This window comes from Flammeovirga sp. EKP202, assembly GCF_014534745.1.
GTDB lineage: Bacteria > Bacteroidota > Bacteroidia > Cytophagales > Flammeovirgaceae > Flammeovirga.
Genome location: NZ_JACVVP010000045.1, coordinates 1 through 13,031 on the forward strand (window position 1 = coordinate 1; position 13,031 = coordinate 13,031).

At 35.0% G+C, this 13,031-nt stretch carries 11 protein-coding genes; 2 read left to right on the forward strand and 9 right to left on the reverse strand.

What is annotated here, in order from left to right; genetic code table 11:
- Window positions 1-242 precede the first annotated feature (242 nt).
- The 8 genes from IC221_RS21945 to IC221_RS29780 form a co-directional block, all read right to left on the reverse strand.
- Window positions 243-1,223, reverse strand: a complete 981-nt coding sequence (locus IC221_RS21945) for a pyruvate dehydrogenase complex E1 component subunit beta (RefSeq protein WP_188171014.1) — start codon at window positions 1,221-1,223, stop codon at window positions 243-245.
- 297 nt (window positions 1,224-1,520) lie between these two features.
- The gene (locus IC221_RS21950) at window positions 1,521-3,311 is read right to left on the reverse strand and encodes a hypothetical protein (protein ID WP_188171015.1); all 1,791 of its coding nucleotides are present in this window, start codon (window positions 3,309-3,311) and stop codon (window positions 1,521-1,523) included.
- 279 nt (window positions 3,312-3,590) lie between these two features.
- Entirely contained in the window at window positions 3,591-4,637 is a 1,047-nt protein-coding gene (locus IC221_RS21955) for a glycosyltransferase family 2 protein (protein ID WP_188171016.1), read from the reverse strand.
- Window positions 4,638-4,728: 91 nt separating this feature from the next.
- Window positions 4,729-5,058 carry a YbaB/EbfC family nucleoid-associated protein gene (locus tag IC221_RS21960; RefSeq protein WP_044206572.1) on the reverse strand — a complete coding sequence of 110 codons (330 nt, stop codon included), beginning with the start codon at window positions 5,056-5,058 and terminating at the stop codon, window positions 4,729-4,731.
- Between the two features lie 94 nt (window positions 5,059-5,152).
- Window positions 5,153-6,388: an ATP-dependent Clp protease ATP-binding subunit ClpX gene (clpX, locus tag IC221_RS21965; RefSeq protein WP_044206575.1), complete on the reverse strand. Its 1,236-nt coding sequence runs from the start codon at window positions 6,386-6,388 to the stop codon at window positions 5,153-5,155.
- Window positions 6,389-6,679: 291 nt separating this feature from the next.
- Window positions 6,680-7,360 carry a ClpP family protease gene (locus IC221_RS21970; protein WP_044206578.1) on the reverse strand — a complete coding sequence of 227 codons (681 nt, stop codon included), beginning with the start codon at window positions 7,358-7,360 and terminating at the stop codon, window positions 6,680-6,682.
- Between the two features lie 193 nt (window positions 7,361-7,553).
- Window positions 7,554-8,696 (reverse strand): ATP-binding protein, encoded by a 1,143-nt coding sequence (locus IC221_RS21975; RefSeq protein ID WP_188171017.1) that lies wholly within the window; start codon window positions 8,694-8,696, stop codon window positions 7,554-7,556.
- A gap of 579 nt (window positions 8,697-9,275) precedes the next feature.
- Window positions 9,276-9,410, reverse strand: coding sequence for a hypothetical protein (locus IC221_RS29780; protein ID WP_255516165.1), 135 nt, complete (start codon window positions 9,408-9,410; stop codon window positions 9,276-9,278).
- Window positions 9,411-9,605: 195 nt separating this feature from the next.
- On the opposite strand from IC221_RS29780, the gene trmD reads away from it, so the two are divergent.
- Entirely contained in the window at window positions 9,606-10,331 is a 726-nt protein-coding gene (gene trmD / locus IC221_RS21980; protein ID WP_188171018.1) for a tRNA (guanosine(37)-N1)-methyltransferase TrmD, read from the forward strand.
- Between the two features lie 76 nt (window positions 10,332-10,407).
- On the opposite strand, the gene IC221_RS21985 is transcribed toward trmD, so the two are convergent.
- A complete protein-coding gene (locus IC221_RS21985; protein ID WP_188171019.1) occupies window positions 10,408-11,484 on the reverse strand; it encodes a branched-chain amino acid aminotransferase in 1,077 nt (358 codons plus the stop codon).
- Window positions 11,485-11,624: 140 nt separating this feature from the next.
- Here IC221_RS21985 and IC221_RS21990 point away from each other — a divergent pair, with 140 nt between their 5' ends.
- The gene (locus IC221_RS21990; RefSeq protein ID WP_188171020.1) at window positions 11,625-12,944 is read left to right on the forward strand and encodes a hemolysin family protein; all 1,320 of its coding nucleotides are present in this window, start codon (window positions 11,625-11,627) and stop codon (window positions 12,942-12,944) included.
- Window positions 12,945-13,031: the final 87 nt, after the last annotated feature.

Consider the following 13,031-nt stretch of genomic DNA (forward strand, 5'->3'; position numbering starts at 1 on the left):
AATCATTATGTTATAAGTTAAACATAATGATTATTTATTCAAATCTTAGTTTTGCGACAGCCCCTCGCGAACCACAACACACTACCATTAATCCTTCATAAAAGGAGTTATATTAATTAATGATAATTTAGTTTACAAAGTAATTAATCAATGGGTAAATAAGAAATCATATTAAAAACAAAACCTCTAATGTCAGATCAACTAACATTAGAGGTTTATTTATGCTTTAGGTAATCCTAAGATTACTTTCTGTACATTACTTTTTTCACTGCTTCAACAGTACGCTCAACGTTTGGTAAGATCTCTTCGATCAATGTTGGTGCGTATGGAAGAGGAACATCTTTAGAAGCTACTCTTACTACTGGAGAATCTAAGTGATCAAATGCGTGAAGTTGTACGTGGTGAGAAATCTCAGATGAGATTGACGCTAATGGCCAAGCTTCCTCAACTACAACTAAACGGTTTGTTTTCTTCACTGACTTTAAGATCGCATCAAAGTCGATTGGTCTTACAGTACGCAAGTCAATTACATCACAAGAAATACCTGCTTTCTCTAACTCTTCAGCCGCTTTAGTGATTACATGAACCATTTTACCGAATGAAACTAAAGTTACATCAGTACCTTCAGAAATAACATTGGCAACACCTAAAGGAATGATATATTCGCTCTCTGGCACTTCACCTTTATCAGCATACATTACTTCTGATTCCATAAAGATAACAGGATCGTTATCTCTGATCGATGCTTTTAATAAACCTTTTGCATCATATGGATTAGAAGGAACAACCACTTTAAGACCTGGAGTATTAGCATACCAGTTTTCAAAGTTTTGTGAGTGCTGAGCACCTAATTGTCCAGCATTACCTGTTGGCCCACGGAATACCATTGGTGCAGAGTATTGTCCACCTGACATCGAAAGGATTTTCGCTGCACTGTTGATTACTTGGTCTATAGCTACCAACGAGAAGTTGAATGTCATAAACTCTACAATCGGACGAGTACCATTCATTGCTGCACCTACACCGATACCAGCAAATCCAAGTTCTGCAATTGGCGTATCGATCACTCTATCTGGACCGAATTCGTCTAACATTCCTTGTGTTACTTTGTATGCTCCGTTGTATTCTGCAACTTCCTCACCCATGATGAAGACATCCTTATCACGACGCATTTCCTCTTGCATCGCCTCTCTAAGAGCTTCTCTGAATTGAATTTCTCTCATTACTTATTAAAAGTTCTGCTAATAATATATATCAGTATTTTCGTTTTCGGATGCCAAGATAAGAAGATTTACGCTATTTTTTAAGCTTATCAATAAAAGGTTTTCATAAAAAAAGAACATTTATCATTAAGCTTTGGTAAGGAAGGTGAACTTTCATCACCTCTTCCTCTTTTTAATACACTAGCACAAAAATAATTGAGGTCTACTCTCATCTACTTTTGAAGCCTCAAAACACAAAAAGCCTATCCTTAATGAAAAGGATAGGCTCTTCTATTTTAAAACTACTTCTAAATCTAATTATTTAGTAGCAGCTTGGAAATCTGCGTTTTCGAATAAAGCGAAGAACTCAAGATCTTGAGCCGCTTTAGTTTTCAACTCACCTGCAGCTTTGATTTCGCTGATAGCTGTAGCAGCATCAGATTTTCTAGCAGCAACGATTGCTAAACCGTAGTGAGCCCACTCAGTACCTGACTCATTGAAAGCACCTTGAGCTTGTGAGAAATCACTAGCACCTGATTTTTCAGCTTTTAATAAGTAAGCTAAACCTTTGTTGTAAACAACTGTAGCGTCATCTCCAGCAGAAGATAAGTACTGGATAGCACCGTCGTAATCACCATCAGTGATTGCTACATAACCTTTAACAGCGTTTGCAGTAGCAGCTACTGAAGGGTTGCTAGAGTTTGCTTTCTCTAAGTCAGCTTGAGCACCAGCAACATCACCTTTCATTAACTTCGCACCAGCAAGGTTAGCGTAAGCTTCAGGAACGTTGTTTGATTTAGCAGCTGTCTCGAAGTGAGGGATAGCTTTTTCAACTAATGCCATAACATCGCCACCTTGTTTCGCTTGAGCGAATAAAGTTGCACCTAAGTTGTTATGAGCGATTGCTGAATCATCTTTACGGATAGCAGCTTCGTAAATTTTTACTTTTGCAGCTAAATCCGAAGATAAGTGAGCAGCATATAATAATTCCTCAGAAGATAGTGAATCTAATGCCATTTGACCTTCTGCAATGCTAGCTGCACGAGCTGAGATTTCAGCGTCAGTAAGCTTTTCTTTGATCTGTAAGATCTCAGATTTAGCATTACGTAATGGAGGGTAAACGTAACGGAATAATTTTTTGTAAGAAGCAAGTGATTGTAACTTTAATTGCTTAGATACGAAGTCACCTGATCCGTTTACTACTGACATGATTTCATCTTTCTCAGCGTCAGTAAATTTATCTGAATCTTTTAAGATTGCTTTGAACGCTGTCCAGTTTTCAACTACTGGCTTTGTTACAAATTGAGGAGCATTTTCCTCTTCAACCTTATTTTTCTTTAACAAGTACTCGTAATACTTTTGTACAGCCTCAGGACGCTTGTTCGCTAATTTTGTATTTGCTTCTGTAGAACCTTCTGGTGAGTGAGAACCAGTAATTGTTACTGTTCTTGTAGGGTTCTGAGCAGAAACATAATTAGATAACTCTTTACCTTCAGCACCTCTCTTCTCAGAAGAACGTAATACTGATGATCCTTGTAAGAAGAAGAAATCCACGTTATTTGGGATATACTCTTCAGCGTTGTTATAACCGTGATCAGCAAAGTTTGCGATAAAAGTAGGCTGAACGTTTTGGGCTGTAGTGATAACACCTTGACCTTGGTTGTTTGGCATTGCTGCGAAAGCACCTTCGTTAGACTCTTTTACTTTACCGTTTTTGTCCTTAGTCGCACGACCTAAGTATTCTAATTGACCTCTTTCAAACTTATCCTCATAAGCAAAAGCCATACGCTTATGTAAAGCTGGAGTTGCCTCAGGGGAATCAGCATAGTCGTCACCTTTGAAAGTAACAACACCAACTTCGATAGGTTCAGCATCATTAGGGTTATAATTTACTATAACGTCATAAGTAAAACCTTTCTTTAATAATTTTGGAGGAAGTTTTGTGTCAATTTCGAAAACAACCGAATCACCATGTAATTCTAATGGTGAAGGATTAATTGTCATTCCTTGCTCTTGAGCCATTTTATTCACATCTACATTACCGCAGTTTGTGAATAACATTGTTCCAGCAGCAAGTACTGTAGACAAAGCATTAGTGTATTTGTTCATAATCGTCATCCAATTTTTCTATTTCTAGGTTCCGCAATTTAATCGCCTTAACTCAATTGTTCACCTACGCAGTACAAATATTAACTTTTTTTAGAAGTTTGAATTTATAAATAGTATGATATCAAATGAATATAGCATTTTAATTGCGTAATTTTTCAGTTTTCAAAGATAAGTGAATACAATTTACTAACTCTTAATGCTTATTATTATTATAAAAGATTAACAAAAAATAAGATTCAAGAGTTTACATTAATTCATTTTTTTTAAAAGACCCCCAATTTAATTATTAGGAAACCCATTTAAGTCCGTGAATTTCGTTCTTTTTTTCAAAAAAAACTCCTTTACAATCAACTTTTTATAAACTTCGGGAAAGTTAATTTTATGGTTTTTAATTTTTCGCCTTGCTTTCACTAAATATCCTATCGAAAGATAAAAATCTCTATGTGCTTTTAACACTGCCCATAGGTTATTCACCTCTCCTTTTAGTAAAAATCTCACCCCCGCAACACCGTCTAAAACCATTCTCAAAAACAGTACTAAAAGTAACTTTGAAGAAGGTAAATTTTTAAAAAGAAGGAATAGACCATTTCTAAAATTCAAATAAGTCTTTTTGGGGTTTTCTCTACTCAATGTTCCACCGCCAACATGATATACCTCAGAAGTTCCTACCGCTTTGATTTTGTAGCCTTCACTTTTCAATCTCCAACATAAATCTATTTCCTCCATATGAGCAAAGAACTTTTCGTCTAATCCCCCCATCTTGTGATACAATTCTGCTCTTATAAACAAACAGGCACCTGTTGCCCAAAAAACTTCAACGGTATCATCATATTGACCATCATCGTATTCTAGAGCATGCATGATTCTTCCTCGACAAAAAGGATATCCCATATAATCCATAAATCCTCCTGCAGCACCTGCGTGCTCAAAGGATTCTTGATCCGAAAAGAGTTTGATTTTCGGTTGACAAGCTGCAATTTGACTATCGCTTTCCATTAAAGTGAGTAATGGAGTCAACCAGTTTTCAGGACATTGAATATCTGAATTCAAAAGCACATAGTATTTGGCATCTATCTGCTCTAAGGCCTTATTGTAGCCTCCTGTAAACCCAAAGTTTTCAGATAATTCAATTAATCTTACTTTAGGATAATTTTCTTTTAAAAAGGGTATAGAATCATCAGTAGAAGCGTTATCTGCTACTATAACCTTGGCATCACAACTGCTTTGAATTACACTATCTAAAAATTCTTCTAAAAATCTTCTACCGTTATAATTTAAAATAACAATAGCTACTTCATCATAAGGAAGTCCACTTGTTGGCTTCATGTCAACAAAAAAAATGTCTCAATTTATATATAAAAAGGTTGTTGATGTTTTGACCAACAACCCTTATTCAGTTTATCTCAATAAGATTTTATTATCCTAGATTCCCAAAGTCCATACCTGGAATATTTGGCATCATTCCTTTAGTAGTCTTCATCAATCGCTCTTGTCCTTTTTGATCTGCTTCCTTGATGGCTTGGTTTACAGCGGCAACAACAAGATCTTGCAGCATTTCTCTGTCTTCTTCTTTACAAAGCAACGGATCAATTTCTAATTTGATGACCTGTTTTTTACCATTTGCAACGGCTCTTACCATTCCTCCACCTGCATCACCTTCAGCAGTTACATTTACTAGGTCTTCTTGTGCTTGTTTTAATTTTTCTTGGACTTCTTTTAACTGTCCAAACATATTACTAAAATCCATAACGATAGGTTCTTCATTAAATTTGAAACACAAACAGCAAAGCACTTAAGAGTAGTACCTTGCTGTTTGTTAGATTTATTATGTCAATTTGTGCTTATGCAACTTTTAAGTTCTTAGCATGTGATGAGCTTTCAAATTTGATTTTTGCATAAGCTCTATCAATCACAAATTCTTTAATTTTTTCTTCAGAAGAAGGTAATTCATACATAGCATCAAGCATAATCGCTTCTAAAATACTACGTAAACCTCTTGCTCCTAAGTCATATTCCAATGCCTTTTCAACGATATAATCTAAAGCATCATCTTCAAATACCAAATCAATGTCTTCCATTGCAAACAATTTCTTGTACTGCTTTGTCAAAGCATTCTTAGGTTCTGTTAGAATATTTCTTAATGCATCTTTATCCAAAGGCTTTAAGTAAGTCACCAATGGCAAACGACCGATCAATTCTGGAATGATACCAAAACGTTTCAAGTCTTGTGCTGTTACAAACTCTAAAAGCTCTTCTTTATTCAATTCTGGTTGATCTTCTTCTTTACCCGCAAAACCAATTGGTCTTGTATTTAATCGAGAAGCAATCATATCCGCGATACCTGCAAAGGCACCACCACAGATAAATAAGATGTTTTCAGTGTTTACAGAAATCAACTTTTGCTCTGGGTGTTTACGTCCTCCTTGAGGTGGAACATTCACGATAGACCCTTCAAGCAATTTCAATAATGCCTGTTGAACACCTTCACCACTTACATCTCTTGTAATCGAAGGGTTATCAGATTTACGAGCAATTTTATCTATCTCGTCAATATATACGATGCCTCTTTCTGCTTGTTCCACATTGTAATCGGCAGCTTGAAGTAGACGTGTTAGAATTGTTTCTACATCTTCACCTACATAACCTGCTTCAGTAATTACAGTGGCATCAGCAATACAGAAAGGTACTTGTAATGCTTTTGCTAAAGTTTTAGCTAATAATGTTTTTCCAGTACCAGTATTTCCTGTCATGATAATATTTGATTTTTCAATCACAATATCATCAGAAGACTGTTTTTGGTTTAAACGCTTATAATGATTATAAACAGCAACCGAGAGCACTCGTTTTGCTTTTTCCTGCCCGATAATATATTCATCAAGATGCTTTTTCATCTCGGCAGGCGTTTTTAAATCAAACGAAGAAGTTTCCATATCCTTTTTACGAGGTTTTCTTTCCTCCATTAGGATTTGATGTACTTGTTCAATACAATTGTTACAGATCTGAGCATTCTGACCTGAAACCATTAATTCCACCGTGTCTTTAGGTGCGCCACAAAACGAACAGAAATTCCCTTTCATTTATTCTCTCCTTGCCTTTACTCTACATTCAAAAATGTATAAAGAAAACTTTCTTTATACCATAATAAACTCAATAATATATTCTAGAGTTTATATTCTTTATGTTGAAAATGCAAGTTACTACAAATTTTACACTTTCTTACAATAGATAAGAGGGAAATATTAGATCATTTCCCTCTCAATACCAATGTTTTACACTTATAACAGCTTTTTTATTGATTTTTCACATAAAGTGATGGTTTGAATCTACTTTTTATGTAAAAAGGAATAAAATTACTATTAAAGTCTAGTTTAATCGTTCTTTGGGTTTCTTGTCAAAACCTCATCAATTAAACCATATTCTTTGGCTTGCTGAGCTCTCATCCAGTAGTCACGATCTGAGTCTTGCCACACTTTATCATAAGGTTGACCTGAATGATTTGCTAGAATTTCATAAAGCTCTTTCTTTAACTTTTGAATTTCTCTTGCTGTAATCTCAATATCAGATGCTTGACCTTGGGCACCACCTAGCGGTTGGTGAATCATGATTCTTGAGTGAGGTAAAGCAGATCTTTTTCCTTCAGCGCCACCTGCTAACAAAACGGCACCCATTGATGCTGCTAAACCAGTACAGATTGTAGCTACGTCAGGACGAACATACTGCATTGTATCATACATACCCAAACCTGCATATACAGATCCTCCTGGGCTATTGATGTACATCAAAATATCTTTTTTAGCATCAATTGATTCTAAAAATAATAACTGTGCGATAACAATATTTGAAATTGCGTCATCCACTTGAGTACCCATGAAGATGATACGGTCAGCAATTAATCTTGAGAATACGTCAATTTCGGCAAATCTACGATCACGCTCTTCAATAACTGTACGTGTCATATTTTCGAAATTACCAATATAGCTATCCATGTGAAGGCTCGAGATCCCCTGATCCTTCATGGCAAATTTTTTAAATTCGTTCTTTAAATCCATAGTTTAATCAATTTTATGAGTTAACGCTTATTAGTACTAGACTATATATAAGCATGTTTGAAACATGCACTTACAAAAGAGAGCAGTGTATTTTCAATCAATCACACTGCTCTCCTATACAAATATAAAATAATACTGTTACGAGAGAAGAAAAATCTTCTCTGTTTTTCGTTTTTTTCTTCAAAAATTGAAATTAATACGTAATACGACCAAATGCCTTTCCTACCTTAATGGATAAGGTTACGAATGTGATTTTAGGGTTCGCATTTCTTTCGATAAAATAAAAGGAGTCATTAAAACTTTTCACCAATTCCGGCAGGTTCTTCTCTGTGAGGACTTTAGAAAAATTATTTACAAATTCCCTCGTCTCCTCGTCCAATCGAATAACGGCTTCTGCATTGTTCTTAATTAGCATTGCTTCTCGAAAAAGCGTCAATCCAAACTTGAAAAAGTTTTTTTGACCTTCTTTCCCTAGTTTATTGAACTCTTCTGACCATTTTCCGGCTATCTCCGTAAAATCACGTTTAAAACAAGAACGCATCCAATTTTTGAATAGCTCTTCGCTTTGGTCAGGTACATCTGAAGCAATTCTTAACGCTTCACGGATATTTCCATCTGCCAAAAAAGCTACTTTTTGTGCTTTGTTGGTCTCTATACCTTGCTCTACTAACAAATTCGATATTTCGTCATCAGAAGGAGATGGCACGTATATTTTTTGAGCCCTTGAAAGGATGGTTACTAAAAGTTTCTCGGGGTCATTACTCACCATAAAAAACAATGTTTTCTCTGGCGGTTCTTCTAATATTTTTAATACTGCATTCGCGGCAGGAGCTTGCATTAATTCAGGCATCCACATCAAAACAATTTTATAACCTCCTTGATGTGCTTTAATAGACATAGATTTAATCACCTCACGACTTTCTTGTCTAGAAATGATCGCTTGTTTGTTTTCTCCTCCTACAAAGTCTACCCAATCACTTACATTCTTATAGGCTCCATTTTCATCTAATAAAAATGATCTCCAATCAGGAAGAAAACGCTCTGTAACGGCGTCTTCCCTTTTACTGACTTTCTTTGTGGTAACCGTAGGAACTACAAAATGTAAATCAGGGTGAAGTAATTTTTGTGCATTTCTACATGATTTACATTCTCCACAAGCGTCTTCTTCTCCAGGGTTTTCGCAGTTCAAGTAATTCGCATAGGCTAATGCCAATGAAAGCTGTACTCCTCCTTCTTTTCCGATAAATAATTGTGCATGTGCAATTTTATTTTGCTGTGCTGCATGGATTAATATTTTCTTTACGTCTGACGCCCCTGGTACTTGTGCAAAAAGCATGTAACTCTGATTAGTTGTTTTTTTAGATTTCCTACCTCCTATAGATAGCACAGCAAATTTCAATTTTTCGAACTTTAATGCAAATACTTTATGCACTACTTCGTCAATTTTTGTTATTAGGTAGGAAGGCATAAAAAAAGAGACCTCAAATTATGAGGCCTCTAAAGGGTAAATACATTTCATATCATACATAGAAAATCTTTATATTTTGACCTATTCATGAACTTTGTGATAAATATTGTTCATGTCATTAGGGTTATAGCCTGATGCAATTGAATCTTTATAAGATACACAACTACTTAAAGATAGCAAAAATGCTCCTATCAATATAAGTTTTAAATATTTCATAGTAGTGTAAGTTTGAGATGGTAATAATGGTAGTGTAAATTTTACATCTTTAAGTTAACATTTATTTACTAGAATCACAAAATATTGCCATATATTATTGACTACTAACAATTTCAATCACTATAAAAAGGTAAAACAAAGCTCAAAAACGTTATTTTATCATACATTTTCAGCACTTATTTATTACTACAATTACTCTAAAACCTTCTAAAAAATAGAAGGCTATCTTCACTATTCATGGACAATGTGGTAAATATTTTCGATATCATCTGGGTTGTATCCCGATACTACTGAGTCTTTGTATGAGATACAGCTACTCATGGCTAATGCAAAAAAGCCAATCAATATTATTTTGAAGTATTTCATGGTTTATGGTTTTAGTTTGTTGTAATATTTATTTATACGTAACAAGTACACTTAAAGATACTTTTTTAGACGTATTTAACAAGAAAAACAAATAGTTGTGAATCAGCAGCTAATTACAAAAAGGATTTCGATACAATGTTTGTATCTTTGTTTTTCAAATTTATTTAGATTTTCAACTCAATCGTTGTCATTATAATGCGTATTGATATTATTTCTTGTGTGCCCAAATTATTGGACAGTCCATTTTCTCACTCTATACTTCAAAGAGCCAATGATAAAGCCCTTTCTGAAGTACACGTTCATGATTTAAGAGAGTATAAAGTGAATAAACATGGTCACATTGACGATTATGCCTATGGACATGGTGCAGGAATGGTATTAATGGCAGATCCTATTTTCAACTGTATTGAAGATTTAAAGAAAGAAAGAGACTATCAAGAGGTAATCTATATGACGCCTGATGGTGAAGTTTTCGATCAACAAATTGCCAATCATCTTTCAATTAGTTGCGAAAATATCATTATACTCTGTGGACATTATAAAGGAATTGATCAAAGAGTAAGAGATGAAGTGATTACGAGAGAAATTTCTATTGGTGATTTTGTACTTTCTGGAGGTGAACTCGCAGCGGCTGTTGTAGCAGATGCTATTATACGTTTAATTCCTGGTGTATTGGGTGATGAAACTTCAGCCTTGACAGATTCTTTCCAAGATGGCCTTTTGGCTCCTCCTGTTTATACTAGACCTAGAGAATGGAAAGGACAAGAAGTACCTGCTATTTTACTTTCTGGTCATGAATCTAAAATCGATGAATGGCGATTGGAACAATCTATGGAACGCACAAAAAAAAGACGTCCTGATTTATGGGAAAAGTATTTGGATGCACACCCAGAGGTAAAGACGAAGAAAAAGAAGAAGTAAGCAGTCGCTAAAAAATAGTCAATAAAAAAGCCACTTTTCGATGTTGAAAAGTGGCTTTTTTATGAAAAAGGAAAACTTAGATTTTATAAGTCCATCCTCTTGTATCTTCTAACTCTCCTTTTTGAATTCCTTGGAATTTTTCTTTTAGCTCTTGAGCAAAAGTATAATCTGCTGGTAATTCATAATCAATACCATCATCGGCAATTGATGCGAAAGGAGCAATTGTTACAGCTGTACCAATACCGAAAGCACCGTTTAATCTACCTTCTTTAATGGCTGTAATTACTTCTTCAACAGAAATGTGACGCTCTTCTACTTTCTTACCCATTTCTTCTAGTAATTCAATTACAGTTAAACGAGTGATAGAACGTAGGATCGTGTCTTCTACTGGAATTGTAGGTGATGTAACGAATGTCCCATCAATATCGAACATTACATTCATTGTACCTGATTCCTCAATATATTTACGCTCTTTGGCATCTGTATACAACAACTGGTCGTATCCTTGCTCTGCCGCTAATTTTGCTGGAAGTAAAGATGCTGCATAGTTACCTGCTACTTTAGCGAAACCTGTTCCACCTGGAGCTGTTCTAGCAAACTCTTTCTCTACTTTAAGCCTTAATGCCTTAGAATAATATTTACCGGCAGGAGCTGTAATGATTGCAAACGTATATGTTTCCGATGGACGCATTCCTAAAAACGCATCTGTTGCAAACATAAATGGGCGGATATAAAGTGAACTATCAGGTGTATTTGGAACCCACTCTCTATCGATTTCTAAAAGTTGATGTAAACCTTCCATAAAGATTTCTTCTGGAATAGTTGGCATACAGATTCTTTCAGCAGAGACGTTTAATCTTTTAGCGTTTTCCTCTGGACGGAAGACTAATACCTCCTTAGAGTTTTGTGCGTTTCTAAAAGCTTTTAATCCTTCAAATATAGACTGCCCATAATGCAATGACGACGTTGCAGGACTTAATTGAAATGAATCGTAAGGGACGACTCTTAAGTCTTGCCATTTACCATCGCGATAGTCAGCTACAAACATATGGTCAGACATAGTCTTTCCAAATGGTATATTATTGAAATCTACTGTACTTAAACGTGAGTTCTCAGTCTTCTCAATTCTGATGTCTAATGTCAAATCCTTCATAATACTGAACTAACAATTTTTTGCGATGTGAAAAATGTGCCATAAATATAGATAGATTTGTACTATTGTGAGTTATTATTTCGAAAATTGTACGACTCTTAAGTAGATTTTTTGATATTTGTTAAAAATTTCGGAGAAAAATGAATGAAAACATAATTTACATCGGTTTATGTCTTTTATTTTCTGCTTTCTTTTCCGCCACTGAAATCGCTTTCGTTTCGGCAAATAGACTGCATATAGAAGTACAAAGACAAAAGGACTCTTTTACGGGTAGGCTGATTGATAAATTTTTTGAAAATAAATCTACTTTTATTACCACGATCTTAATTGGCAATACTTCCGCATTAGTAATGTATGGTGTGTTTGTATCCAATGTATTAGACCCTGTTTTCCAAGAGCTTTTTAAAAATAATTTCCCTGCTTTAGATGCTGGATCTATTGAGGTAGGCGTGTTGATTTCTCAAACGATTGTATCAACAGTTGTGGTATTAATTACAGCGGAGTTTTTACCTAAAAGTTTGACCATGCTCAACCCCGATTTGTTCTTAAATATTGCAGCACCCCCTATGAATATCATTTATACGGTGCTTTATCCTGTCACATGGACTGTTGAAAAACTTTCGCAGTTTTCGATTAAATATTTGATGGGAGTGAGAATGGAAGAACAAGAGACTCCATTTAACTTGACCGATTTAAGTCAATACATCAATGATATTGAATTGGCATCTCAAGATGATGATGACCCAGACAGTGAAAGTTTGGATAAAAAATATTTTGAGAATGCTTTACAATTCAAAGAAGCAAAGGCGAGAGATGTCATGATTCCTCGTAAAGAGATCGTTGCTCTTGACATTGAGGAAGATATTGAAGCATTAAGAAAATTGTTTATTGAAAGTGGACACTCTAAAATTCCTATCTATAGAGATGATTTAGATGATATTGTGGGTTATTGTCACGTTAGGCAGCTTTATAAAAAGCCACAATCTATTCAGGAAATTATACGTGAAATGCCATCTAAACCTGAAACTGCCGCTGCCGATGAGATGATGGCTTATATGATGGCCGAGCAGAAAAGTATGGTATGGATCATCGATGAATATGGAGGTACAGCCGGTATAGCCACTTTGGAAGATATTACGGAAGAAATTGTTGGTGAAATTGAAGATGAACATGATGAAGACGATCTTCCATTCTTCAAAGAGGATGAACATACTTATTTGCTTACCGCTAGGCATGAGATAGATACACTCAACGAAAAACACAACTGGAATATTGAGGAAGGAGAATATGATACCCTAGGTGGATTTATTCTTTATCACCATCGAAATATTCCTCAAGTAGACGAAGATATTGAAGTCGATCATTTACAGTTTAATATTGTCACCATGGATGGTGCAAGAATCGACATGGTTCGATTACATTTTAAACAAGAAGAAGAAGATCAAAAAGAGGAAGATTAAAATTCAGTAACTAATTTTTACATTTTTTTAACCCTAGTTAATGATTTTAAACTGAAAAAGTCTATTATTGTAATACTAAAACAAGAA